We start from the raw sequence: 23876 nt of genomic DNA on the forward strand, positions 1-23876 counted from the left end.
GTCTGCCGAGTACCCGGCAGACAGGGTCGTGATCACTGCTGCACGGCGTACAGGTACAGTTCGACCCGGCGATTCAGGGCACGGCCTTCGGCCGTGGCGTTGTCGCCAATGGGGCTGGACGCCCCCATGCCTTCGGCAGACAGACGTGCGGGTGCCACGCCCTGCCCGATCAGATACTGGGTGACGGCGGCAGCGCGATCGCGCGACAGCGGCAGATTGATGGCATCCGTACCCGTGCTGTCGGTATAGCCCAACGCCCGGGCACGCAGTTCGGGGTGCTGGTTCATGGCCCGTGCCACGCTGTCAAGGACCGGCAGCAGCGCCGGCTGCAGGGTCGACTTGCCGGTGGCAAACGACACATTGCTGGGGATATTGACCCGCAAGGTGCCATCGGGCATTTCGGTGACCGATACGCCCAGATCGGTGGCCCCCGAGCTTTCGACATCCTGGCGGATGCGATCCCAGTTGTACCCGACCACGGCACCCACGGCCGAGCCGATGCCAGCCCCGATCAGCGCAGCCCGGCTGGAATCGCCGATGATGGCCCCCAGACCCGCACCGAGCGCCGCGCCGGCGCCAGCGCCCACGGCCGTATTCTGACCCTTGGGCGACACGTTGGCACAAGCGGCCACGGCCAGCACCAGACTGCCCACCAGCGCCCAGCGTACGGGCCGCGCGACCATTGCGTTCATGTGGATGCTCCTGTTATGGATATTGGAGACGATAGCGTACCAAAAAAAGCCCCGGCGCACTCAATGCAGGATCTGGCTCAGGAACAGGCGCGTGCGTTCGTTCCGAGGATGGTCGAAAAAGACATCGGGCGTATTTTGCTCGATGATCTCGCCGTGATCCATGAAAATCACCCGATTGGCCACCTGGCGTGCAAAACCCATCTCGTGCGTGACGCACAGCATGGTCATGCCTGTTTCCTCAGCCAGTTCGACCATCACGTCCAGAACCTCTTTCACCATTTCCGGGTCCAGTGCCGAGGTGGGCTCATCGAACAGCATGATCTTCGGATTCATGCACAGCGAACGGGCGATGGCCACACGCTGTTGCTGGCCCCCCGACAGTTGCCCCGGATATTTTTGCGCCTGATCGGGGATGCGCACGCGTTCGAGGTATTTCATGGCGGTGGCTTCGGCCTCGGCGCGTGGCCGCTTGAGCACCCAGACCGGCCCCAGCGTGAGGTTTTCGAGCACCGTCATGTGCGGGAACAGGTTGAAATGCTGGAACACCATGCCGACATCGCGGCGGATGGCCTCGATTTGCCTGAGATCGTTCGTGAGTTCGGTGCCATCGTCGATGATCTGCCCTTCCTGATGCTCTTCGAGCCGGTTGATGCAGCGGATCATCGTCGATTTCCCTGAACCCGACGGCCCGCAGATCACGATGCGCTCGCTGGGGGCCACATCCAGATCGAGGTCTTTGAGGACGTGGAACTGCCCGTACCACTTGTTGACCTTCTTGAGCTGAATGATGGGTTCGGACATGGGATGCACTCCGGAATGCCGGGATGTTCATGCACCCCGGACACAGATTAGCGATGATGCCCCTGATCCAGCTGGCGCTCGAGCGCCAGGCTGTAGCGTGAGATCGAGAAGCAGAACACAAAGTAGATCACGGCAATGAACAGGTAGGATTCGGTACTGAAACCACGCCATACCGCGTCGGAGACCGCGGCCTTGGCCGCCATGGTCAGGTCGAACAGCCCGATGATCACCACCAGCGACGTGTCCTTGAACAGGGAGATGAAAATGCCCACCAGAGGGGGGATCACAATCTTCAGGGCCTGCGGCATGATGATCTTGCGCATCTGCTGCCAATAGCTCAGGCCAATCGAATCCGCCCCTTCGTATTGCCCCCTGGGTATGGCCTGCAGGCCGCCGCGCACCGTCTCGGCCACGTAAGCGGCGGCAAAGAGAATGATGGCGATCTGCGCGCGCAAGAGCTTGTCGATCGAAAACCCCTCGGGCAGAAACAAGGGCAGCATGACCGAGGACATGAACAGCAGGCTGACCAGCGGCACGCCACGTATGAGTTCGATGTAGATCACGCAGACCGCCTTGACCCCCGGCATGTGCGAACGGCGCCCCAGGGCCAGCACGACCCCGAAGGGGAAGGCAAAGGCGATACCGAACGTGGACAGGATCAGGGTCAGCGGCAGCCCACCCCACTTGGCGTTTTCGACGTAGGCCAGCCCGAAGAGGCCGCCCCACATGAGCACGCCCACTGCGGCCAGCCCCACCCCCCACAGCAATGCCAGCGAGGGCCGCCAGAACCGGCGCATGCAACTGCAGACAATCACGCCGACCAGAATCGCAGAAGCCAGCAGGGGACGCCATTGTTCATCGTAGGGATAGACGCCGAACAGGATGAGGCGGTGCTTCTCGCGCACGAACGCCCAGCAGTAGCCCCCTGTTTCGCGGCACTGCTCGGGCGTGGTGGCAGCGAAATCAGGCCGCACGAACAGGTAGTCGACCAATGCCGGGATCGCCAGCAGCAGCACCCAGATGGTCAGCAGGCTGAGCACCGCATTCAACGGGCTGGAGAACAATTGGGTGCGCAACCACCCCATTGGCCCGGCACTGGACCGGGGCGGCAGGCGATCAGGCAGGGGCTGGGCCATGTCTCAACGCTCCACCAGTTCGATGTGCTTGTTGTACCAGTTCATGAACAGCGAGATCGACAGGCTGACGACCAGATACGCCGCCATGATGATCATGATGCCTTCGATCGCCTGCCCCGTCTGGTTCAGGATGGTGTTGGTGACGGCCACGATGTCCGGATAGCCGATCGCTACGGCCAGTGAACTGTTCTTGGTGAGATTCAGATACTGGCTGGTCATGGGCGGCACGATGACCCGCATGGCCTGGGGCAGAATCACCTTGCGCAGGATGCGGGCACGCGACAGCCCCAGGGCAGACGCGGCTTCCCATTGCCCCTGGCTGACCGCCTGGATGCCTGAACGCACGACTTCGCCCACGAAGGCCGAGGTGTAGATCACCAGCCCCAAGAGCAGTGCCGTGAATTCGGGCGACATGGTCAGGCCGCCCTGGAAATTGAAGCCCTTGAGTTCGGGTCGGTCGAGCTCGAAGCTGCCCCCGCTGAGCCAGGCCGCGAGCGCCGGCACGACGACCAGCAGGCCCAGGGCCGACCAGCCGAGCGGGAAGATCCGCCCGGTGGCTTCCTGACGGCGCCGCGCCCAATGCGCCAGCAGCACGATGAGCACAATCGCCACGGCCAGGCCACCAAACAGCCAGTCGATGGCATTGCCGTGCACCCAGGGGATCTTGAAGCCCCGATTGGAGATGAACACATCCGGCAGGGGATTGAGCGCCTGGCGGGGGCCGGGCATGATCTCGGTGATCAGGGCATACCAGAAAAACAGCTGCAGCAGCAACGGAATGTTGCGCATCACCTCGATGTACAGGCCTGCCAGGTGCGAAATCAACCAGTTGCGCGACAGGCGCCCTATGCCCAGCAGGGTGCCGAACAACGTGGCCACGATGATGCCCACCACCGAGACCCGCAAGGTATTGACCAGCCCCACCAGCACGGCGCGCCCGTAGGTATCGGCCGGGGAATAGTCGATGATCGACTCGCCGATGGCAAACCCGGCTTCCTCGTGCAGGAAACCAAACCCGGTCGAGATGTTGCGCACCGCCAGATTATGCAGCGTATTCGATGTGAGATACCATACCCCCAGCGCGACCAGACCCAGGATGAGGATCTGATAGATCAGCGCCCGGGTGTCGGGGTCGTTCCATGACCACCGGCGGCGGGCGCGGCCCGGGGGAGAAGATCGGCGCGTTGATTGCGAAGAGACCATGCTGGAGTCATTTTTCACGGGTTTCCCGGATCGCACGCTGTTTCGGCCACAGCCGCACACAGAATACAATCCGGATGAACGGGCCGGGCCCGAAGCTGATGGTAGCGTGTCCAGGCCGAACCGATACATGCGGGATATCCCTGTCGAACCCAAAGCCGATGATCGAATTTCAGCACGTTTTCAAATCCTATGGCCGTGGCAGGAATATTCTGGCGGATGTCAACTTCAGCACTGAAGCCGGCGAATTCCTGTTCATCTCGGGGCCGTCGGGCGCAGGCAAATCCACCCTGCTCAAGCTGGTGGCCGGGCTCGAACCGGCCAGCCGGGGCGCCATCACGGTCAACCATCATCGCATCAACCGCCTGAACGCCCGCACCTTGCCCTACCTGCGGCGCACGGTGGGCCTGATCCTCCAGCACACCCATCTGCTGTTCGATCGGCGCGTCATCGACAACGTGCTGCTGCCATTGGCCGTGCTGGGTCTGGATGCCCGCACCGCAATCACCCGGGCCCGGGCCGCCATGGACAAGGTCGGCCTGCGCGGCAAGGAAGACTACTGGCCCATTGAACTCTCCGGGGGCGAGCAACAGCGGCTGGCCATCGCGCGCGCCATCGTCGGCCGCCCGGCCATCCTCATCGCCGACGAACCCACTGCGAATCTGGACGCCGCCAGTGCACTGCGCATCATGGACGTATTCCGCGACTTCAACCAGGTCGGCGTCACCACCCTGATCGCCTCGCACGACGCGCCGCTCATGGCGCGCTACGCACGTCGCACCCTGCATGTCGAAGCGGGGCGTTTCACGGATCTGCCGGGGGTTCCCACATGAGGCGCTGGCTGCGTCACCACCGCTATGCGCTGCAGGTGGCCTTGCGGCGCCTGCGCGGCCATGGCCTGTCTTCGCTCGCCAATATTCTGGTGATCGCGCTGATGCTGGTCGTCCCATTGCTGGGCGCGGCCGCCCTGCAGTCGGCCCAACCCCTGATGCGCCAGCTCGCCGTCAATCCCGAACTGACCCTGTTTCTCACACCCGGCCTGGACACGGCCGCGCAGCAGGCCCTGCAGGCCCGGATCCGCACCGAAGCCGACGAACAGGTCGCCCAGGTGCGCCTGATCCCCGCCGCCCAGGCCATGGACGAGTTGCGTGCCGATCCGGCCTGGGCCCAGGCCTTCGATGCGCTGCCCGCCAACCCGTTGCCCGATACGCTGGTCGTCACGCTCAAGGACACCGACGCCCCCACGCGCATCGCCGACACGCTGATGCAGGCCTGGCAGCACTGGCCGGGCGTGGACCGCATCCAGCTCGACAGTGACTGGGTCCGTCGGCTCGAATCCCTGCTGGCCCTGCTGCGCACCGGGCTGACCCTGCTGGCCGGGGCCGTGCTCATCGTGGTTCTGGCCACCGTCTTCAACACGGTACGGCTGCAGGCGCTGACCCAGCGTGAGGAAATCGCCGTAGCGCGCCTGGTAGGCGCAACCGAACCCTTCGTGCGCCGCCCCTTCCTGTATGTGGGTGCCCTCACCGGGCTGGCGGCCAGCCTGCTGGCCTGGCTGCTGGCCGGCCTTGCCCTGATCCCGCTGAACCGCATGCTGGAACGTTTCACGCACACCTACGATCTCGAATGGGTCCTGCACTTGCCACCCCCGGCAGACCTGCTTTCGGCCGGCGCCCTGACCGTGCTTCTGGGGGCCGTGGCCGCGCGCCTGTCGGTGACCCGGCATACCCGCTTCTGATGGCCCGATCCCGCGCACCGGCAGTGACACGGCCAGAGCTCGCCGGCCTGGCCGAGCGCGTCAGCACGTGGCAGTTGCAGCATGGGCGCCACGACCTGCCCTGGCAGGGCACGCGTGACCCCTACCGCATCTGGCTCTCGGAAATCATGCTGCAGCAGACCCAGGCCGCCACGGTCATACCCTGGTACCAGCGTTTCCTGCGCCGGTTCCCCGATCTCGCCACGCTCGCCAGTGCCTCGCTCGACGAGGTCCTGACACTCTGGGCCGGGCTGGGCTACTATGCACGCGCGCGCCACCTGCACCAGTGCGCGCAGATCGTGTACACCCGCTACGCCGGGCGGTTCCCGCAGACGGCGGCCGAGCTGGCGCGCCTGCCCGGCATCGGCCCGTCCACGGCGGCGGCGATCGCGGCCCTGTCCCATGGCGAGCGCACACCCATTCTGGATGGCAATGTACGGCGGGTGTTCATGCGCCTCGAGGCCCTGGATGCAGACCCCGCTGCGGCAAGCACCCTGCGCGCCCTGTGGGCCCTGGCGCAGCGCATCATCGAGGCCGCACCCGCGTCACTCGACATGACCGCCTACACCCAGGGCCTGATGGATCTGGGCGCCACGGTCTGTACCCGCCACCGGCCCGACTGCGCCCGCTGCCCGTTGGCCGGGGATTGCCTGGCGCACCGCCAGGGGCTGCAGAACGCATTGCCACGCCCGCGCAAGCGTCGCGATCGCCCGCTGCGCCAGAGCACGGTTCTGATCCTGCAGCATGAGGATCACGTGCTGCTGACCCGGCGCCCGGCACGGGGCATCTGGGGCGGGCTCTGGAGCCTGCCCGAGTTTGCCGATGCGCCCGCCCTGCAGGACTACTGCCTGCACCACGCCCAGGCCGGGCAGCCAGCCCGCGCACTGGCCACCTTCGAACATGACTTCACGCATTTCCGGCTGCAGATCCACCCGTGGTACCAGCCTGTCGAAGGCAGGCGGCCCGGCCCAGCGGCCGAACAGGCCTGGGTGAGCCTGCCCGCGCTGGCCCGCCATGGGTTGCCGGCACCTATTGCCCGCCTGCTGGCAGGCCTGCAGGCGGGCGCGGGCGCATGCGCCCTGCCAAGCGCTGGGCCTGCCCGCCAGTGACCCCATGCGGCAAGCCGCTGCGCCACGGGACGGCGCCCCGGCGATGGTTCTTCATTCGTGCTCGGCCTGTTGCGCACCGATGCCCATCAGCAGGCCGAACACGACGCCGAGGGTCATGAGCGCCGTGCCACCGTAGCTCATGAACGGCAAGGGTACGCCGACCACGGGCAGGATGCCCGACACCATGCCGATGTTGACGAATACATAGACGAAAAACATCATGGACATGGCGCCACCGAGCAGGCGGCCGAACTGTGTGGGCGCCCGTACCGCGATGGTCAGGCCCCGCAGGACCACCAGGCCGTACAGGATCAGCAGCGCCACCGCACCATACAGGCCGAACTCTTCGGCAAACACGGCAAAGATGAAATCGGTCGTGCGCTCGGGGATGAAATCCAGGTGCGATTGGGTCCCCTGCATGTACCCCTTGCCATACAGCCCGCCCGAACCCACGGCAATCATCGACTGTATCGTATGAAAACCCTTGCCCAGCGGATCGGTTCCCGGATTGAGCAGCACGCAGACCCGGTATTTCTGGTAATCGTGCAGCAGGACCCAGTCGACGTCCGGCTGACAGATCCGGTCTTCCAGGGACACCAGGACCGCAATCGCCACCACGATGATCAGCATCACGGGCGCCAGCAGTCGAAACGGAAACCCCGCAAAATAAATCACACAGACGCCCGAGGCCAGTACCAGCAGCGCGGTGCCCAGATCAGGCTGATCCATGATGAAGGCAGCCGGCACCAGCAACAGGACGCTGGCCACCAGAAAATCGCGCAGGCGGAATCCACCCGTACCCTGGCGCTGCAGATACCAGGCGAGCATCACGGGCACGGCGATCTTCATCATTTCGGAAGGCTGGATGCGGGTGATACCCAGATCGAGCCAGCGGGTCGCCCCCTTGCTGGTCACCCCGAAAAAAAACACCGCCAGCAGCAGAGCCAGCCCCACGGCATAGATGGCCGGCGCCCAGCGCCTGATCCAGCCGGGCGGCAGCAGCGCCACCGCCCACATGGCGACAAAGGCCAGCAGAAAATTGCGCAGCTGATCCGCAAACCGCCAGTCTGTATCACCCACCGCGGAATGCATGGTCGCCATGCCCACCAGCGCCAGCACCGCCAGCAGCAACAGCAAAGGCCAGTCGAGTACGGCAAACATGCGTCGCAAGGCCTGCACGATCAGACTCATGACACGTCTCCCGGATCCGGCCGCACAGGCAGGGCGAGCTGCGGTTCAGGCAAGGTCGGCGGCGCCGACGGGCCACCGGGCGCATGCCACTGGACAGGCACCGCAGGCGGTTCGTCGCGCTGCTGCAAGTGCCGTTTTTCGAGCCGCTCGGGATCGAGCCACCAGTCGAAGACCGAGCGCGCGATGGGCGCAGCCACGGACGCGCCCCAGCCACCGTTTTCAACGATCAGGGCGACGGCGATCTGCGGGTCGTCCACAGGCGCATAGGCCATGAACAGGGCGTGATCGCGCAGGCGCTCATCGACCGTCTGTGCCTTGTAGCGCCCGCCGCGCAGACTGAACACCTGCGCCGTGCCGGTCTTGCCAGCGGCCTGGTACGGCGCGCCCTCGAAGGCAAGCCGGGCCGTGCCCTTGCGCACGACATCCACCATCGCGTCCTGCACCACCTGCAGGTTCTCGGGGTTCAGGTCGATGGCGTACTGCGGCCCCACCACGGGATAGGTCGAATCGCCCGTATCCGGATCGATCACCCGGCGCACCAGATGGGGCTTCATGTAGACCCCCTTGTTGGCCAGCACGGCCGTGGCCTGGGCCAACTGCAGGAGGGTGAAGGCATTGGCGCCCTGACCGACCGCCACCGAAACCGTCTCACCCTGGTACCAGTGCTGCTGTTCGGCCGTCTTGTAGGCCTTGCGCTTCCAGGCGCGCGAAGGCAGCACCCCCTTGCGTTCGCCATCGAGATCCAGGCCTGTGATCTCGCCGAAGCCGAATTGCCTGTTGAAATCATGCAGGGCGTCCACGTCCATGAGCGCCCCCAGCGAGAAGAAATAGGTGTCGGACGACACCACAATAGCGCGATGCATGTCGGTGGGCCCGTATGCGGCCCCACCTGCGTTGCGAAAACGCTGGCCCGCGAGCTCGAAATAGCCCGGATCGGAGACCTTTTCGCGCGCCCCGCGCAAGCCCATCTCAAGCGCCGCGAGGCCAACGAAAGGCTTGTACGTGGAACCTATGGGATAGGTGCCATACAGAGGCCGATTGATCAGAGGATGATCCGGCGACTCATTGAGCTTGCGCCAGTTTTCGACGTCGATGCCATCGACGAACAGGTTCGGATCGAACGAGGGCGACGACACAAACGCCAGGATCTCGCCGGTGCGCGGCGCGATGGCGACCAGCGCGCCGCGCCGCCCCTCGAACTGGGCTTCGGCCATTTTCTGCAGGCCGATGTCCAGGGACAGTTCGAGATTGGCCCCCGGGATCGGATCATTGCGGCTCAGTTCGCGTACGGGCCGCCCACTGGCCGTTACCTCGAGTTCCTCGACCCCGGTCTGGCCATGCAGCGCGTGCTCCCAGGTTTTTTCGATGCCTTTCTTGCCCATCACCTGGGTGCCGCGGTAATTGCCCAACTGCCCGGATTCTTCGAGCATCTGTTCGTCGGCTTCGGAAATTCGCCCCACATAGCCGATCACATGCGCGGCCGACTCATTCTGCGGGTACTCGCGCACCCAGCGTGCCTGCAGGGTGACCCCGGGAAAGCGCCAAGCCTGGGCCGCAAACCAGGACGCTTCGAGATCGTTCAGGTTGTTGCGCAGCATGACCGGTACGTAGCGCCCGCTCTGCTCGTACTGGCGCAAGAATTTCTGCCGCGCCGAATCGCTGAAATACACCAGTTCGCGCAAGTCATCGAGCAAGGCCTCGATGGAGCCGCGCACCTGCGCCCGCGTGATCTGCAGGGTGTAGTCACGCAGATTGTCGGCCAGCACGGCGCCGTTTCGATCGAATACCAGGCCCCGGCGCGGCGGAATCGGGACAATCGTGATGCGGTTCTGTTCGGCGCGCGCGGCAAGACTGTCGTGGCGCTGGACCTGCAAATGCCACAGACGCCCCACCAGAAGCAGCAGGCACAGCAGCGCGAAGACGCCGGCCACCCATGCGCGCAACAGGGTCGTCTGGCGCTGATGGAGACCGGGCTTGCGAAATTCGAACATCATGCTTCTCAGACCGGACCCGCCTCACCGGCCCCCGACTGGCGTACCGGCAGCGACATCACGATGTCGAGCAGAGGCCACAGGGCCACCGTCATCAATACCGACCACAGCCACCCCCAGCCCGCCCAGGCCCCCTGCAACCAGGCACCCAGCAGGTGGGGCACCAGCATGGCCAGAACGAGCACCGGCAGGATGTGCAGCATCTGCACCACCGCTGGAAAGCGCAGCAGCCGCCTGCGCAGCAGTTCAACCCCGTATGCCGCCAGCACGTAGCCCAATGCCTGAAGCCCCAGCAACCCCGTGTCATGGACATCCATGAGCAGACCGAACACGAAGGCCGTGGTCAGCCCGACCCGGGAAGGCTCGTGCAGGCACCAATAGACCAGGAACAGCAGAAGCAGATCGGGCACCGGCTGCCAGAGACGCCAGGGCAGCAGCGACGCCATCCAGACCAGCAACAGCGTACCCCACACCACCCAGCCGGGCATGCTGCGGCCAAACGCGGCCTCATCCACCGGCTGCAGGCGTGCCAGCGATGACCTGTGACTCAGGTGTGCAGGCTTATTCTGCGGCATGTCCTGGCTCCTGGGAGGTGGGTGGGCTGGCCTTCTCTATGCTCAAGACCAGAAAATGCCGATAACGTTCCGGATGGGACAACGGCTCGGCGATCGCACGGCCAAACCCGGTGCCTGAATCCCGTTCGATCTTGAGAATGCGCCCGACCGACAGGCCGGCAGGAAACAGCCCGCCGATGCCGCTGGTAATGAGCATGTCACCCTCTTCGACATCGGCATGATCAGCCAGATAGCGGACCTCGATCCGGCCGGCCTCGTCGCTGCCGAAAGCGATGAGGCGCAGGCCGTTGCGCAGGACCTGCACGGGGATGGAGATGCTGTCGTCGATCAACAGGGCCGCTTCGGACGTGAATGGCGTGACGCGCACGATCTGGCCCACCACCCCGCCCTCGTCGATGACCGGCATGCCGGCCTCGATGCCATCGTCGGACCCCTTGTTGAAGATCAGCCGGTGGCTGAAGACGTTGGGCGGGACGTAGAAGACCTCGACCGCGATCGATTGCCGGGCCGTGGCTTCGGCGACCCCGAGCAGCCTGCGCAACTGCTCGTTCTCGGCGACCAGTTGGGCGGCGTGCGTGGACAGCTGGGCCATTTCGATACGCTGGCGACGTATGGCGTCCTGCTCGGCACGCACCGTACTGGCCGAATGTGACCAGCTGTCGAAGAAATCCAGTGCCTCGCGCGGCGCCATGACGGTACGCTGGAAGGGATAGATGGCCACCGAGATGGCATTGCGCAAGGGTGCCAGTACAGACCAATGGGCATCGACGATGACCAGAGCCAGGCTCAGGACGAGCAACAGCACCAGACGGACTTCTACACTGGGGCCCTGCCTGAACAGACGAAGGTTTCCGGGCTGTGGCATGACGTATACACGGCGGGCGGCGGATCAATCATAGATGAACACGCCCCCGAGACGTTCGAGATGCTCGAGCGCTTCGCCGCAGCCGCGCACCACGCAGGTGAGCGGGTCTTCGGCCACCACCACGGGCAGGCCGGTTTCTTCCTGCAGCAGGCGGTCGAGATCGTGCAGAAGGGCCCCGCCACCCGTGAGGGCGATGCCCTTGTCGGTGATGTCGGCCCCCAGTTCGGGGGGGGTTTGTTCGAGTGCCGTCTTGACGGCGGAAATGATTTGATTGAGCGGATCGGTGAGCGATTCGAGGATTTCGTTGGATGATACGGTGAAACTGCGCGGCACCCCTTCGGACAGGTTGCGCCCCTTGACTTCGATCTCGCGGATTTCAGACCCGGGGAACGCCGAACCGATTTCTTTCTTGATGAGTTCGGCCGTGGGTTCGCCGATGAGCATGCCGTAGTTGCGGCGGATGTAATTGATGATGGCTTCGTCGAATTTGTCGCCGCCCACCCGCACCGAACCCTTGTACACCACCCCGCCCAGAGAGATGATGGCGACCTCGGTGGTGCCCCCGCCGATGTCGACCACCATGGAGCCACTGGCATCGGATACAGCCAGGCCGGCGCCAATGGCTGCCGCCATGGGTTCCTCGATCAGGTAGACCTGGCTCGCGCCGGCGCCGAGTGCCGATTCGCGGATGGCGCGCCGCTCGACCTGCGTGGAGCCGCAGGGCACGCACACGATGATGCGCGGGCTGGGCGCCAGCATGCTGCGCGGGTGCACCATGCGGATGAACTGCTTGAGCATCTGCTCGGTTACGGTGAAGTCTGCAATCACCCCGTCTTTCATGGGTCGGATGGCTTCGATGTTGCCGGGCACACGCCCCAGCATCTGCTTGGCCTCGTGCCCCACCGCCTGAATGATTTTCTTGCCATTGGGCCCGCCATCGTGGCGGATGGCCACGACCGAGGGCTCGTCGAGCACGATCCCCTTACTGCGAACATAAATGAGCGTGTTCGCAGTACCAAGGTCGATGGCCATGTCGCTCGAGAAGTAGCTGCGTAGGAATCCGAACATGAGAGCGCACGAATGGAAATTGAATCTGCAATGATAACTTATAATCGCAGTGACACTTCGGGGAATGACGCCCATGGCACTCACAGAACAGGACATCACACGGCTCGCCCAATTGGCCAGCCTGCAAATGGATCGCGCCAGCCTCGCGCAGGCCCAGACCGACTTCACCCGCATCCTCGGCCTGATCGAAACGCTCCAGTCGGTTGACACCACGGGCATCGAGCCCATGGCACACCCGCTCGAAGCCCGGCAATCGGTCACCCTGCGGCTCCAGAAAGACATCCCGGAGCCGCCACACACCCAGGCCGCGCTCGATGCCTGCCTGCGCAATGCGCCGGCCGCCCACGATGGCCTGTTCCTCGTCCCCACCGTCATCGAATGACACCATGACTCTGCCCACGCAATATCCCTCCATCGCCTCGCTGGGCAAGGCCCTGCGCGAGCGGCGCATCAGCGCGCTCGAGCTGGCGACCGACGCGCTGCAGGCGGCACGCAACGGCGCTGATCCGCACCTTTTCCTGCACATCGACGACGACCTGACACGCGCCCAGGCCCGGGCCGCCGATGCACTGCTCGAACGGGGCAATGCGGGTCCGCTCACCGGCATCCCCATTGCCCACAAAGACCTCTTCGTCACCCGTGGCTGGCGTACCACGGCAGCGAGCCGCATGCTCGCGGATTACGTCAGCCCTTTCGATGCAACGGTGGTCGAACGTCTCGAACAGGCCGGTACCGTTTCGCTGGGCAAGCTGTCCTGCGATGAGTTCGCCATGGGTTCGGGCAACGAAAACAGCGCCTTCGGCGCGCTGCAGAACCCGCATGACCCCGAACGCATTCCCGGGGGCTCATCGGGCGGTTCTGCCGCGGCCGTCGCTGCGGGTCTGGTGCTGGGTGCCACGGGCACCGACAGCGGCGGTTCGGTGCGCCAGCCTGCAGCGTACTGCGGCGTCAGTGGCATCAAGCCCACTTATGGCACGGTCTCGCGCCACGGCGTCATTGCCTACGCGTCCAGCCTCGATCAGGCCGGCGTGCTTGCCCACAGCGCCGCCGATCTGGTTCCGCTGCTCGACACGATGAGCGGTTTCGATGAGCGAGACTCCACCAGCCTCGAATCCTGCGATGGGGTGGCCAATGCCCCCGGGCGCATCGCGGCCGCCCATGACGCCTGGCGCCACCAATTCAGCCAGGCCGGCCGCCAGCCACTGGCCGGTCTGCGCATCGGTGTGCCACAGGAATTCTTCGGCAGCGGGCTGGCTGCAGAGGTGGCCGATGCCGTCGAGGCCGCCCTGCAGGTCTTCGAAGCCCTTGGCGCGCTGCGGGTCGACATCTCCCTGCCCCTGACACGCCTCGCCATTCCAGCCTATTACGTCATCGCGCCAGCCGAGGCATCGAGCAATCTGGCGCGCTTCGATGGCGTACATTTTGGCTACAGGGCGCCGCATTACCAGGATCTGGCCGACATGATCCGCCGCTCGCGCAGCGAAGCCCTGGGCCCGGAAGTCCGCAAGCGCATTCTGGTGGGCACCTACGTGCTGTCGCACGGCTATTACGATGCCTACTACCTGCAGGCCCAGCGTGTGCGCCGCATGGTGGCCAATGACTACCAGCAGGCACTCGATGAAGCCTGCGACATCATCATGGGCCCGGTCACGCCCGGTGTCGCCCGCCGCCGTGGTGACCACGACGATGACCCCATCGCCGACTGGCTGGGCGACATCTATACGCTGGGCGCCAACCTGGTGGGCCTGCCGGCCCTGTCCATTCCGTGCGGCCGGGGTGGCCCGGCGGCACGCCTGCCCATCGGCCTGCAGATCATCGGCCGCCACTTCGACGAAGGGCGCCTGCTGGCCCTGGCCGATTGCTTCCAGCAGCACACCGACTGGCATCAATACACCCCGAGGCAGACCTCATGAGTTGGGAAACCGTCATCGGGCTGGAGGTCCACGCCCAGCTGTCCACCCAGTCCAAGATCTTCTCGCGCAGCAGTACGCGCTTTGGCGCCGCACCCAACACCCAGGCCAGCGTGGTGGACATGGCCCTGCCGGGCACTTTGCCGGTCATGAATCACGGCGCAGTCGAGCGGGCCATCTGCTTTGGCCTGGCCGTGGGTGCCCGGGTGGCCGAACGCTCGATCTTTGCACGCAAGAATTATTTTTACCCGGATCTGCCCAAGAACTACCAGATCAGCCAGTTCGAGCACCCCATCGTGATCGGCGGCCAGCTGAAATTCCTGCTCGACGATCAAGAGCACGTGATCCGCCTGACCCGGGCCCACCTCGAGGAAGACGCCGGCAAGTCGCTGCACGAGCACTTTACCGGCCCACATGGTGAGTCCTCGTCCGGCATCGACCTGAATCGTGCCGGAACCCCCCTGCTCGAGATCGTCTCCGAACCCGAAATGCGTTCAGCAGCCCAGGCCGTGGCCTATGCGCGGGCCCTGCACGCCCTGGTCGTCTGGCTGGGCATCTGCGATGGCAACATGCAAGAGGGCTCGTTTCGCGTCGATGCCAACGTCTCGGTGCGCCCCAGGGGGCAGGCCGAATTCGGCACGCGCTGCGAAATCAAGAATTTCAATTCGTTTCGCTTTCTCGAACGCGCCATCCTGCACGAAGCCCGGCGCCAGATCGAACTCATCGAAGATGGCGGCACGGTGATCCAGGAAACCCGCCTGTATGATGCAGAGCTCGACGAAACGCGCAGCATGCGCAGCAAGGAAGACGCGCATGATTACCGCTACTTCCCCGACCCCGACCTGCCGCCGCTCGTGCTGTCGCCCGAATGGATCGCGGCCGTGCGCGCCACCATGCCCGAATTGCCGGCCAGCCGGCAGGCGCGTTTTCAGGCAGAGTTCGGCCTGGGCGCCTACGATGCGGCGCAACTGACCATGCACCGCTCCACGGCGGACTATTTCGAGTCCTGCGCGGCCGGCCTGCCAGCGGGGCAGGCGAAACAGGCGGCCAACTGGATCCTCGGTGAATTGGGCGCCGCGCTCAACCGGGCCGATATCGGCATCGCCGAATCCCCGGTCCCGCCCGATGCGCTGGCCGGCCTGATCCGGCGCATCACGGACGGCACCATATCGAACAAGCTCGCACGCGAGGTGTTCACGGCCATGTGGTCGGGCGAATGCAACGGCAGGGCCGACGACATCATCGCCGCCCGTGGCCTGCAGCAGATCACCGACAGCGGTGCCATCGAGACGCTGGTCGATCAGGTGCTCGAAGCTCACCCGCAGATCATCGAAGAATACCGTGCCGGCAAGGACAAGGCGTTCAATTCACTGGTCGGCCAGGTCATGAAGGCAGCCCGTGGCAAGGCCAACCCCCAGCAGGTGAACACCCTGCTGCGCCAGAAACTGGGCGGCTGAAGGCCCGCTGCCCAAGGCGCCCCGAGGCGCCGTGTGCGGCCCCTCGTGGCCCGCGCAGCCGCCGCATCGATGGCGCGCAGGTCTTGGGGCCGTCAGGCAACGCCGTAGCGCGCCCGGTAGGCCGCTACCGCTTCACGGTGGCTCGCCCAGGCGGGCTCATGCTCGAGCAGCGCCATGATGTCATCCAGCGTGGCAATGCTGATCACTGGAATGCCATGCACGCGGGTCACCTCGGACACGGCCGACCCGGCATCGAGCTGCCCCTGGGCACCGGCCCGTTCCATGCGATCCAGCGCGATGAGCACCGCCGCCGGTTGCGCGCCTGCCGCGCGGATCAGGGCCACCGACTCGCGTACCGACGTACCGGCCGTGATCACATCGTCGACGATCACCACCCGCCCGCGCAGCGGCGCCCCCACCAGCACCCCCCCCTCGCCATGATTCTTGGCTTCCTTGCGATTGAAGGCAAACGGCACCGCCCGCCCGCCCAACTCGGCGGCCGACAGGGCGATCGCCGTGGTGGTGACCAGCGGAATCCCCTTGTAGGCCGGACCGAACAGCATGTCGAAACCCACCCCGGAGCCGAGCAGTGCACGGGCATAGAAACGCCCCAGCTGCGCCACGCTGTCGCCCTGGTCGAACAGCCCGGCATTGAAGAAATAGGGGCTCAAGCGCCCCGACTTGGTCTGAAAACGGCCAAACCGGAGGACCTCGCGCGCGAGCGCGAAGCGGACGAATTCGTGGGCCTGCGAAGCGGACATGACGGGCCTCGATGAAAGAAAACCGACATTATCGGATAATTCGGGGCGTCAGTCGCAAGAACAGGAGCCCGATCGTGCTGCGCATCACCACCCTCAACGTCAATGGCATTCGTGCTGCATTTCGCAAAGGCCTGGACGGCTGGCTGGACAGGGCCGGGCCGGACATCGTCTGCCTGCAGGAAATCAAGATCCAGGACAGCGATCTGAAAGAGGCAATGCGCCACCCGGATGCCTACACGGGTCACTTCTTTCATGCCGAGAAAAAAGGCTACAGCGGCACTGGCCTGTACACGCGCAGCCCGGCCGATCGCGTCGCTGCGGGGATGGGCATACCCGAATTCGACGCCGAGGGCCGCATCCTGCGGGCCGACTGGCCCGGCCTGACGGTCATCAGCGCCTATCTGCCCTCGGGCACCAGCGGTGACATCCGCCAGGAGGCCAAATACCGCTTCCTGGACCATTTCGAACAATGGCTGGGCAGCCTGATGGCCGAGCACGAACGCGAAGGGCGTGAATTCGTGATCTGTGGCGACTGGAACATCGCCCACCAGGCAATCGACCTCAAGAACTGGCGCGGCAATCAGAAGAACAGCGGCTTCCTGCCCGAAGAACGGGCCTGGATGAGCAAGGTCTTCGATACGCTGGGCTGGGTGGATGTCTATCGGCGCCTGCACCCGGACACGACGGACGAGGCCTACACCTGGTGGAGCAACCGCGGCCAGGCCTGGGCAAAGAACGTGGGCTGGCGCATCGATTATCAGGTGGCCACGCCGGGGCTCGCGGCCCAGGCCCGGCGGGCTGAAATCTACAAGGACGAGCGCTTCAGCGACCACGCCCCGCTGAGCATCGACTATGACCGCCCCTGGCCGCATACGGCCGGCTGACGGCCCCCGCCCCGGGCGAACGCCGCTGGCTGCAAAAACCCCTGGCCGCGCCGGCCCGGCCCACCCGACCTGCCGACAGGGCCCCCACCCGCCGCACGTCAACCCGCGCATCAGGACGCTGTGACGGCCTGCACGTGCAGAGCCGGATCCGTACGCTGATAGTTCTGCGCCAGCACGGCGCACACCATCAGCTGGATCTGGTGGAAGATCATGAGCGGCAGGAGCGCGGGGCCGATGGCGGCGGCGCTGAAGAGCACACCGGCCATGGGCACCCCCGTGGCCATGCTCTTCTTCGAACCACAGAAGACGATGGTGATTTCATCGGCCCGATTGAACCCCAGCCTGCGCGTCGACCAGGTGTTGAGCACCAGCACCACGGCCAGCAACACACAGCACACCACCAGCAGCCACAGCAACGAGGCCGTGTCCACGGTCAGCCACAGGCCGCCAATCACCGACTCGCTGAACGCCGTATAAACCACCAGCAGGATCGAACTCTGATCGACATGGCCGACCAGCCTGCGATGCTGGTCTATCCAGGCACCGATCACCGGGCGCATCAGATGGCCGACCACGAAAGGCAGCAGGATCTGCACGCTGATGCGGCCGATGGCCTGCAGCATTGAACTGCCCCCCAGTGCCGACGTATCGGCATCCAGGAAAAACCGCAACAGGATGGGTGTGAGCACAATCCCCACGATGCTCGAGGCCGAGGCCGCACAGACCGCCGCGGGCACGTTGCCACGCGCGATGGAGGTGAAGGCGATGGCCGACTGTACCGTACCCGGCAGCACACAGAGATAGATGACACCCACATACAGGGGCTCGCCCAGCAGCGGCAGCAGGACGGGCCGGAACATCCACCCCAGGAGCGGAAAGAACACGAACGTCCAGAGAAAGACCAGCCCATGCAGACGCCAATGCGTTGCCCCCGCGATGATGGCCTGGCGGGACAGCTTGGCCCCATGCAGGAAGAACAGCAGGGCAATGGCCGCGGCGGTGAGCCATTCGAAGAACACCGCCCCCTGGCCTTGCGCCGGCAGCACGGTGGCGGCGGCAATGATGGCGATGAGAATCAGGGTGAACCGATCAAGAAGCAAACGTAGTCTGGATACCATGGGAATGAAAACCCCGGCAGCCCGGAGCGCTCGAAAATTGGATTGTGCGAATGGATTGAATTGGGCAAATGGAAATGGGCAGCCTGGCGGCAAGCGGCCGGCACGGCTCTTTGAACAGGCAACCGCTCATAGGGGCGCATCCAGGCCGCGGATGAGATCGCGCATCAGCCACAGCAGCCAGAGGCCGGGCAAGGCGATCAGCACGGTGCCCAGGAAGAATTCGGGCCAGCCCAGCCAGCCCACCATCACCGGCGTGAGCGGGCCCGCCAGATAGGTACGCCCCACGGCCGAAAGGGCCGACAGCAAGGCAAATTGCGTGGCCGAGAAACGCGCCTCGCACAGGCCCATCAGCAAGGCGACGAAGGCCGCAGTCCCCAGACCGCCACACAGGTTTTCAAGGGCTACGACGCTGGCCATGGAAATCAGGTAAGGCGGCGTGATGGCCAGGGCCCAATAACCCAGGTTGGACACCGCCTGCAGAACCCCGAACCACATCAGCGCCCGATACAGGCCCACACGCGCCATGAGCGCGCCCCCCGCCAGGGCGCCGATGATGGTGGCAGCCAGGCCAAACACCTTGTTCACCAGGCCCACCTCGGTGACATCGAACCCTGCACCACGCAGCAGGAACGTCGTCGACAGGGCCCCTGCGAAGGCATCACCCAGTTTGTAGAAGACGATCAGCAGCAGGATGAGCCAGGCGCCGCGGCGGCTGAAGAATTCGCGCAGGGGCTCGACCACGGCCTCACGCAGCCTGCGTGGCGCGACGGCTGCCTGCTCGGGCTCGGGCGACCACAGGGTGGCCAGCGAGGCCAGGGCCATCAGGCCGCCCATGAGCATATACATGGCGCCCCAGCCCAGCCACTGGTCGGCGATGATCAGGGCCAGGCCCCCGGACACCACCATCGCCAGACGGTAGCCCATCACTTTGAGTGCCGCCCCCGCCGCACGTTCGTCGTGCCGCAATACGTCTGTGCTGTAGGCGTCGAAGGCGATGTCCTGTGTGGCGGAGAGAAAGGCCACCCAGACGGCCAGAAGCGCGAGCACATGCAGTTCGGCCGAAGGCGAAAACAGCCCCATGGCCGCGATCGATGCGGCCAGCAGCCATTGCGTCAGGAACACCCAGCTGCGTCGCCGCCCCAGCCAGGGGGGTGCCCACCGGTCGATGAAGGGCGCCCAGAGAAATTTCAGGGTGTAGGCCGTACCCACCAGGGTCAGAAAGCCGATGTTCTGCAGGGACACCTGTTCGACCGTGGCCCAGGCCTGCAAGGTGCCGGAGGTCAGCGCCAATGGCAGCCCGCTGGCGAACCCCAGCACCAGCAACGGAAGGACCCGCTGGCTGCGGTAAATGGCCCAGTTGCCCTTCACGAGGCCGGCCTGTTCACGCAGCCGGCCTCGCGACCGGCGATTCGAAATGATAGACCGCCAGGGTACTGCGCCAGCCCCGCAAATGGCGGATCTCGTGATCCCCCCTGAAGGTGGCCAGATCGATGATGCGCAAGCCCAATTGCCGGGCCAGCGCTTCGAAGTCACGCAAGGTGCACAGATGGATGTTCGGTGTGTCGTACCACTGATACGGCATTTGCTCGCTCACCGGCATGCGCCCGCGCAATATCGACCAGCCGTGCGGCCAATAGCCGAAATTTGGAAAGGACACGACACCGTAGTGTGCGACCCGCGCCATTTCGCGCAGGATATGTTCGGTATGGTGCATCGACTGCAGGGTCTGTGACAGAACCACGGTATCGAACTGCTGGTCATCGAAGAGCGCGAGCCCTTCTTCGAGATTCTGCTGGATCACGCACACCCCTCGACGGATCGCGCTGATCACCCGATCATCGTCGATTTCGACCCCGGCGCCGCGGACATGCCGTGTCTCTTGCAGATGCAGCAGCAGACTGCCATCGCCGCAACCCAGATCCAGCACCCGGGTGGCCGGCTGGATCCACTGCGCAATGCGTTGCAGGTCGACGCGCAGGCCGCCGCGCTGCGCGGTGCCATACACCGGCGGGCCGATCACCGGCAGCCGGGATGAATTGGCCGCCCGACTCATGCGAGTACCCCCGTGGTGCGTGTGCGCCCCGGCAGTTCGAGCCGCCGGGCCATGTCATCGAAATAACCCTGCACGACGGCATGATAGCGCGTGTCATCCAGCAGGAACGCATCGTGCCCATGCGGCGCATCGATTTCAGCGTAGGACACCTGGCGCTGATTCTTGAGCAGGGCGCGCACGATTTCGCGTGAATGTTCGGGGGCAAAGCGCCAGTCGGTCGTGAAGGACACCAGCAGAAAACGTGCCTGCGCAGTGGCCAGGGCGCGCGCCAGATCACCCCCATGGGCGCGCGCCGGATCGAAGTAATCGAGCGCACGCGTCAGCAGCAGGTAGGTATTGGCGTCGAAATAGCGCGAGAATTTCTCGCCTTGATGGCGCAGATAGGATTCGATTTCGAATTCGATGTCGTAGTGGTAGCGATAGTCGCCGTTGGGGCCCGGTGCCCTCTGGGTGCGCCCGAAGCGGCTGGCCATGACGGCATCGGACTGATAGGTGATGTGCCCGACCATGCGCGCTACGGACAGGCCATGCGCGGGCACGACGCCATGCTCGTGGTAGCGCCCGCCATGGAAATCGGGGTCGGTCGTGATCGCGCGGCGCGCCACCTCGTTGAAGGCGATGTTCTGCGCCGAAAGCCGTGCCGTACTGGCGATCACGACACAATCGCCCACCCGCTGCGGCTGGGAAATGGCCCAGCTGAGCGCCTGCATGCCCCCCAATGAGCCCCCCATGACCGCCGCAAAGCGCTGGATGCCGAAATGATCGGCGACACGGGCCTGGGCATGCACCCAGTCTTCTACGGTGAGCAGCGGAAAATCGGCCCCCCATGGCGTACCCGTGCGGGGATTCAGGCTGGTCGGCCCGGTGGAGCCGAAGCAGGAACCCAGGTTGTTGATGCCCATGACGAAGAAGCGGTCGGTATCCACCGCCTTGCCGGGCCCCACCATGTTGTCCCACCAGCCGATCTGGCCGGGGTGCGCTGAATCCATGCCCGCCACGTGATGCGATGCATTCAGGGCATGACAGATGAGCACCGCATTGTTGCGTTCAGCGTTGAGTTCGCCATAGGTCTCGACCGCCAATGTGAATTCGGGCAGCACCTGGCCACTGGAGAGCACCAGCGGTTCGGAAAACTCGACGTATTCGGGCGCCACGAAACCGACGCTGCCAGTGGGCACATCGGGGCGGTCTTGGGTCTGCAAGGGGGCTTCGGGAGCGGAAACGGAATGGGTCATGGGACCTCTTTAGCTGGATTTATGGAGCGCCCGCAAGCGGATCAGGCAAATCGGCGCCATTGCCCCTCGATTCTAGCACTTCGACCCGCGCGGCCCCGGGGCCCGCGAGAACAGCAAATACCCCGGACAAATAGGCCCTGTTCTATTGATTCACAATATGGCACTAATGATACATTTACTAACGTCAAGCGGCACGATATCAATCAACATCATCCAGGAGACATCATGAAACCGACCCCGCGAGACGTCATGAAACTCACCCCGCGCGAGCTCGATTGCCTGCACTGGGCGTCACATGGCAAGACCAGTTGGGAAATCGGCCAGATTCTGGGCATTGCCGAGCGCACCGCGAACTTCCACCTGTCCAACACCTGCAGCAAGCTGGCGGTATGCAATCGCATGGCGGCCATCACCACCGCCCTGAAAATGGGCCTGTTACCGGGCGCGGGTTTACCCGGCGCTCATTTCGATAAAATGGAATCCCTTCAGACCCTCCCGGGACCCAACGACCATGAGCCTGGTCTCACATCGACGCGCCCAACTGGCAGCGCACCCAGAGCTGCTTCGCAGCATCCGCCGCGGCATCGAAAAGGAGGGCCTGCGCGTTGATGCGCGCGGCGGGCTTGCGCTCACACCGCACCCGGCGAGCCTGGGGTCGGCCCTCACCAATCCCGGCATTACCACGGATTACTCCGAGGCCCTGCTCGAGCTGATCACCGCCCCCCATACCAGCGTGCACGCGATGCTGGGTGAGCTCACGGACATCCACCGCTTCGTGGCACTGCGCAACCCGGCAGAAGCCATCTGGAACCAGTCCATGCCGGCCCACCTGCCGGCCGAAGACCAGATCCCCGTGGCGTGGTACGGGCCATCGAACAGCGGGATGCTCAAGCACGTCTACCGGCTTGGGTTGGCCGTGCGCTACGGCCGGATCATGCAGTGCATCGCAGGCGTCCACTACAATTTCTCGCTGCCCGAGGCCATCTGGGACCTGCTGCAGGACGGCCCGACCGCACGCGACCGGCGCGATGCCGGCTACATGGCGCTGATTCGCAATTTCATGCGCCATGCCTGGCTGCTCATGTACCTGTTCGGGGCGTCACCCGCCGTATCGCGCAGTTTCCTCGGGGGCATGGGGCAAGAGGCCAGGCTGCAGCGCCTCAGCCCCGACACCTACTGCCTGCCCTGGGCCACCAGCCTGCGCATGAGCGACCTGGGCTACAAAAGCCCGGTGCAATCCGAACTGCAACTGTGCTACAACGACCTCGATACGTTCACGGCCCGCATCCATTCGGCCGTCACGACACCATGGCCGCCCTACGAGGCCATCGGCACGCACCGTGATGGTCAGCGCATACAGCTCAATACCAACATCCTGCAGATCGAGAACGAATACTATTCGCCCATCCGGCCGAAACAGGCCACGGCCCGCTGTGAACGGCCCAACACCACGCTCAGGCAGCGCGGGATCCAATACGTGGAAGTGCGCTGCATGGATATCGATCCCTGGTCACCGGCGGGCATCAGCCCGGATACCGCCCGGTTCCTGGATGTTTTCCTGCTGCATTGCGCGCTGGATGACAGCCCGCTGTTCCCGGCGCCCGGCCATTGCCAGGAAAGCCAGGCGAACTTCAGCCTGGTGGCCCGCGAGGGCCGGCGACCCGGGCTTGTGCTGCAGCGCGATAACTGCATCAGCAGCCTGCGCGACTGGGCGACCGAAACGCTCGAAGCCCTGTCGGCCACGGCCGAACTGCTGGATACCCACAGCGGCGATGACCAGCACCAGGCCAGCGTGAGCCGGCAGCATGCGGTAATCGAAGACCCGCAGGCCACCCCTTCGGGGCGGCTGCTGGCCGATCTGCAAGACCGCGGCCAGGAGTTCCACGACTACACGCTGCAACAGAGCATGGCGCATTGGGCAGCCTTGCAGGCCAGCCCGCCCGAGACCCGCACCCTGGCACGCCTGGATCAGCTCGCGGCCACGTCGCTGGCCGAGCAGGCCGAACTCGAGGCATCGGATTCGATCAGTTTCGAAGACTATGTCGCGCAATTCGAGGCCGCGCTGAGCTGAACG

The 23876-nt window shown here is 64.8% G+C and carries 23 protein-coding genes; 9 read left to right on the forward strand and 14 right to left on the reverse strand.

What is annotated here, in order from left to right; translation table 11 throughout:
* Positions 1-32: 32 nt before the first annotated feature.
* From WCY17_RS04275 to WCY17_RS04290, 4 genes are read right to left on the reverse strand one after another with little or no spacing between them, the layout of a single operon-like run.
* Positions 33-692 carry an OmpA family protein gene (locus tag WCY17_RS04275; RefSeq protein WP_372700933.1) on the reverse strand — a complete coding sequence of 220 codons (660 nt, stop codon included), beginning with the start codon at positions 690-692 and terminating at the stop codon, positions 33-35.
* Between the two features lie 60 nt (positions 693-752).
* Entirely contained in the window at positions 753-1493 is a 741-nt protein-coding gene (locus tag WCY17_RS04280; protein ID WP_372700934.1) for an amino acid ABC transporter ATP-binding protein, read from the reverse strand.
* Positions 1494-1540: 47 nt separating this feature from the next.
* Positions 1541-2629 (reverse strand): amino acid ABC transporter permease, encoded by a 1089-nt coding sequence (locus WCY17_RS04285; RefSeq protein WP_372700935.1) that lies wholly within the window; start codon positions 2627-2629, stop codon positions 1541-1543.
* Positions 2630-2632: 3 nt separating this feature from the next.
* Positions 2633-3832 (reverse strand): amino acid ABC transporter permease, encoded by a 1200-nt coding sequence (locus tag WCY17_RS04290; RefSeq protein WP_372700936.1) that lies wholly within the window; start codon positions 3830-3832, stop codon positions 2633-2635.
* Between the two features lie 158 nt (positions 3833-3990).
* On the opposite strand from WCY17_RS04290, the gene WCY17_RS04295 reads away from it, so the two are divergent.
* The 3 genes from WCY17_RS04295 to mutY are packed head-to-tail and all read left to right on the forward strand — an operon-like array spanning position 3991 to position 6694.
* On the forward strand, positions 3991-4662 hold the full coding sequence (locus tag WCY17_RS04295; RefSeq protein ID WP_372700937.1) for a cell division ATP-binding protein FtsE: 672 nt from the start codon (positions 3991-3993) through the stop codon (positions 4660-4662).
* A complete protein-coding gene (locus WCY17_RS04300) occupies positions 4659-5567 on the forward strand; it encodes a cell division protein FtsX (protein ID WP_372700938.1) in 909 nt (302 codons plus the stop codon). Before WCY17_RS04295 ends, WCY17_RS04300 begins: the two co-directional genes overlap by 4 nt.
* On the forward strand, positions 5567-6694 hold the full coding sequence (gene mutY / locus WCY17_RS04305) for an A/G-specific adenine glycosylase (protein WP_372700939.1): 1128 nt from the start codon (positions 5567-5569) through the stop codon (positions 6692-6694). The genes WCY17_RS04300 and mutY overlap by 1 nt, the downstream gene beginning before the upstream one ends.
* 51 nt (positions 6695-6745) lie before the next feature.
* Here mutY and rodA read toward each other — a convergent pair whose 3' ends face one another.
* From rodA to WCY17_RS04330, 5 genes are read right to left on the reverse strand one after another with little or no spacing between them, the layout of a single operon-like run.
* A complete protein-coding gene (rodA, locus tag WCY17_RS04310; RefSeq protein ID WP_372700940.1) occupies positions 6746-7885 on the reverse strand; it encodes a rod shape-determining protein RodA in 1140 nt (379 codons plus the stop codon).
* The gene (gene mrdA / locus WCY17_RS04315) at positions 7882-9876 is read right to left on the reverse strand and encodes a penicillin-binding protein 2 (RefSeq protein WP_372700985.1); all 1995 of its coding nucleotides are present in this window, start codon (positions 9874-9876) and stop codon (positions 7882-7884) included. The genes rodA and mrdA overlap by 4 nt, the downstream gene beginning before the upstream one ends.
* An 8-nt stretch (positions 9877-9884) precedes the next feature.
* The gene (gene mreD / locus WCY17_RS04320) at positions 9885-10451 is read right to left on the reverse strand and encodes a rod shape-determining protein MreD (protein WP_372700941.1); all 567 of its coding nucleotides are present in this window, start codon (positions 10449-10451) and stop codon (positions 9885-9887) included.
* A complete protein-coding gene (mreC, locus tag WCY17_RS04325) occupies positions 10438-11316 on the reverse strand; it encodes a rod shape-determining protein MreC (protein WP_372700942.1) in 879 nt (292 codons plus the stop codon). The genes mreD and mreC overlap by 14 nt, the downstream gene beginning before the upstream one ends.
* Before the next feature lie 24 nt (positions 11317-11340).
* Positions 11341-12384 carry a rod shape-determining protein gene (locus tag WCY17_RS04330; RefSeq protein ID WP_372685709.1) on the reverse strand — a complete coding sequence of 348 codons (1044 nt, stop codon included), beginning with the start codon at positions 12382-12384 and terminating at the stop codon, positions 11341-11343.
* Between the two features lie 73 nt (positions 12385-12457).
* Here WCY17_RS04330 and gatC point away from each other — a divergent pair, with 73 nt between their 5' ends.
* Genes gatC through gatB form a run of 3 tightly spaced genes read left to right on the forward strand, consistent with a single transcriptional unit; the run spans position 12458 to position 15751 of the window.
* Positions 12458-12766, forward strand: coding sequence for an Asp-tRNA(Asn)/Glu-tRNA(Gln) amidotransferase subunit GatC (gene gatC, locus WCY17_RS04335; protein ID WP_372700943.1), 309 nt, complete (start codon positions 12458-12460; stop codon positions 12764-12766).
* Between the two features lie 4 nt (positions 12767-12770).
* Positions 12771-14297 (forward strand): Asp-tRNA(Asn)/Glu-tRNA(Gln) amidotransferase subunit GatA, encoded by a 1527-nt coding sequence (gatA, locus tag WCY17_RS04340; protein ID WP_372700944.1) that lies wholly within the window; start codon positions 12771-12773, stop codon positions 14295-14297.
* Complete coding sequence (gatB, locus tag WCY17_RS04345; protein WP_372700945.1) at positions 14294-15751, forward strand: Asp-tRNA(Asn)/Glu-tRNA(Gln) amidotransferase subunit GatB; 1458 nt, start codon at positions 14294-14296, stop codon at positions 15749-15751. Before gatA ends, gatB begins: the two co-directional genes overlap by 4 nt.
* Before the next feature lie 92 nt (positions 15752-15843).
* On the opposite strand, the gene pyrE is transcribed toward gatB, so the two are convergent.
* A complete protein-coding gene (pyrE, locus tag WCY17_RS04350) occupies positions 15844-16512 on the reverse strand; it encodes an orotate phosphoribosyltransferase (protein WP_372700946.1) in 669 nt (222 codons plus the stop codon).
* A 74-nt stretch (positions 16513-16586) separates the two neighbouring features.
* On the opposite strand from pyrE, the gene WCY17_RS04355 reads away from it, so the two are divergent.
* Positions 16587-17396, forward strand: a complete 810-nt coding sequence (locus WCY17_RS04355) for an exodeoxyribonuclease III (protein ID WP_372700947.1) — start codon at positions 16587-16589, stop codon at positions 17394-17396.
* Between the two features lie 110 nt (positions 17397-17506).
* Here WCY17_RS04355 and WCY17_RS04360 read toward each other — a convergent pair whose 3' ends face one another.
* The 4 genes from WCY17_RS04360 to WCY17_RS04375 form a co-directional block, all read right to left on the reverse strand.
* A complete protein-coding gene (locus WCY17_RS04360) occupies positions 17507-18514 on the reverse strand; it encodes a bile acid:sodium symporter family protein (RefSeq protein ID WP_372700948.1) in 1008 nt (335 codons plus the stop codon).
* A gap of 126 nt (positions 18515-18640) precedes the next feature.
* Positions 18641-19882, reverse strand: coding sequence for a muropeptide transporter (locus WCY17_RS04365; RefSeq protein ID WP_372700949.1), 1242 nt, complete (start codon positions 19880-19882; stop codon positions 18641-18643).
* A 13-nt stretch (positions 19883-19895) separates the two neighbouring features.
* Positions 19896-20567 (reverse strand): methionine biosynthesis protein MetW, encoded by a 672-nt coding sequence (gene metW / locus WCY17_RS04370; RefSeq protein WP_372700950.1) that lies wholly within the window; start codon positions 20565-20567, stop codon positions 19896-19898.
* On the reverse strand, positions 20564-21802 hold the full coding sequence (locus tag WCY17_RS04375) for a homoserine O-acetyltransferase (protein ID WP_372700951.1): 1239 nt from the start codon (positions 21800-21802) through the stop codon (positions 20564-20566). Before WCY17_RS04375 ends, metW begins: the two co-directional genes overlap by 4 nt.
* A gap of 249 nt (positions 21803-22051) precedes the next feature.
* Between WCY17_RS04375 and WCY17_RS04380 the strand changes: the two genes are divergently transcribed.
* Together WCY17_RS04380 and gshA are read left to right on the forward strand one after the other, a co-directional pair.
* Complete coding sequence (locus tag WCY17_RS04380) at positions 22052-22411, forward strand: LuxR C-terminal-related transcriptional regulator (protein ID WP_372700986.1); 360 nt, start codon at positions 22052-22054, stop codon at positions 22409-22411.
* Entirely contained in the window at positions 22314-23873 is a 1560-nt protein-coding gene (gshA, locus tag WCY17_RS04385; protein WP_372700952.1) for a glutamate--cysteine ligase, read from the forward strand. Before WCY17_RS04380 ends, gshA begins: the two co-directional genes overlap by 98 nt.
* Positions 23874-23876: the final 3 nt, after the last annotated feature.

It is taken from the genome of Castellaniella sp., assembly GCF_041677825.1.
In the GTDB taxonomy this organism is placed as follows: Bacteria; Pseudomonadota; Gammaproteobacteria; order Burkholderiales; family Burkholderiaceae_B; genus Castellaniella.

Excerpts from the sequence above, each read along its gene's own strand:
- WCY17_RS04275 (WP_372700933.1), bottom strand. The coding sequence starts at position 692 with ATGAACGCAATGGTCGCGCGGCCCGTACGCTGGGCGCTGGTGGGCAGT.
- WCY17_RS04280 (WP_372700934.1), bottom strand. The coding sequence starts at position 1,493 with ATGTCCGAACCCATCATTCAGCTCAAGAAGGTCAACAAGTGGTACGGG.
- WCY17_RS04285 (WP_372700935.1), bottom strand. The coding sequence starts at position 2,629 with ATGGCCCAGCCCCTGCCTGATCGCCTGCCGCCCCGGTCCAGTGCCGGG.
- WCY17_RS04290 (WP_372700936.1), bottom strand. The coding sequence starts at position 3,832 with ATGGTCTCTTCGCAATCAACGCGCCGATCTTCTCCCCCGGGCCGCGCC.
- WCY17_RS04295 (WP_372700937.1), top strand. The coding sequence starts at position 3,991 with ATGATCGAATTTCAGCACGTTTTCAAATCCTATGGCCGTGGCAGGAAT.
- WCY17_RS04300 (WP_372700938.1), top strand. The coding sequence starts at position 4,659 with ATGAGGCGCTGGCTGCGTCACCACCGCTATGCGCTGCAGGTGGCCTTG.
- mutY (WP_372700939.1), top strand. The coding sequence starts at position 5,567 with ATGGCCCGATCCCGCGCACCGGCAGTGACACGGCCAGAGCTCGCCGGC.
- rodA (WP_372700940.1), bottom strand. The coding sequence starts at position 7,885 with ATGAGTCTGATCGTGCAGGCCTTGCGACGCATGTTTGCCGTACTCGAC.
- mrdA (WP_372700985.1), bottom strand. The coding sequence starts at position 9,876 with ATGTTCGAATTTCGCAAGCCCGGTCTCCATCAGCGCCAGACGACCCTG.
- mreD (WP_372700941.1), bottom strand. The coding sequence starts at position 10,451 with ATGCCGCAGAATAAGCCTGCACACCTGAGTCACAGGTCATCGCTGGCA.
- mreC (WP_372700942.1), bottom strand. The coding sequence starts at position 11,316 with ATGCCACAGCCCGGAAACCTTCGTCTGTTCAGGCAGGGCCCCAGTGTA.
- WCY17_RS04330 (WP_372685709.1), bottom strand. The coding sequence starts at position 12,384 with ATGTTCGGATTCCTACGCAGCTACTTCTCGAGCGACATGGCCATCGAC.
- gatC (WP_372700943.1), top strand. The coding sequence starts at position 12,458 with ATGGCACTCACAGAACAGGACATCACACGGCTCGCCCAATTGGCCAGC.
- gatA (WP_372700944.1), top strand. The coding sequence starts at position 12,771 with ATGACTCTGCCCACGCAATATCCCTCCATCGCCTCGCTGGGCAAGGCC.
- gatB (WP_372700945.1), top strand. The coding sequence starts at position 14,294 with ATGAGTTGGGAAACCGTCATCGGGCTGGAGGTCCACGCCCAGCTGTCC.
- pyrE (WP_372700946.1), bottom strand. The coding sequence starts at position 16,512 with ATGTCCGCTTCGCAGGCCCACGAATTCGTCCGCTTCGCGCTCGCGCGC.
- WCY17_RS04360 (WP_372700948.1), bottom strand. The coding sequence starts at position 18,514 with ATGGTATCCAGACTACGTTTGCTTCTTGATCGGTTCACCCTGATTCTC.
- metW (WP_372700950.1), bottom strand. The coding sequence starts at position 20,567 with ATGAGTCGGGCGGCCAATTCATCCCGGCTGCCGGTGATCGGCCCGCCG.
- WCY17_RS04375 (WP_372700951.1), bottom strand. The coding sequence starts at position 21,802 with ATGACCCATTCCGTTTCCGCTCCCGAAGCCCCCTTGCAGACCCAAGAC.
- WCY17_RS04380 (WP_372700986.1), top strand. The coding sequence starts at position 22,052 with ATGAAACTCACCCCGCGCGAGCTCGATTGCCTGCACTGGGCGTCACAT.
- gshA (WP_372700952.1), top strand. The coding sequence starts at position 22,314 with ATGAGCCTGGTCTCACATCGACGCGCCCAACTGGCAGCGCACCCAGAG.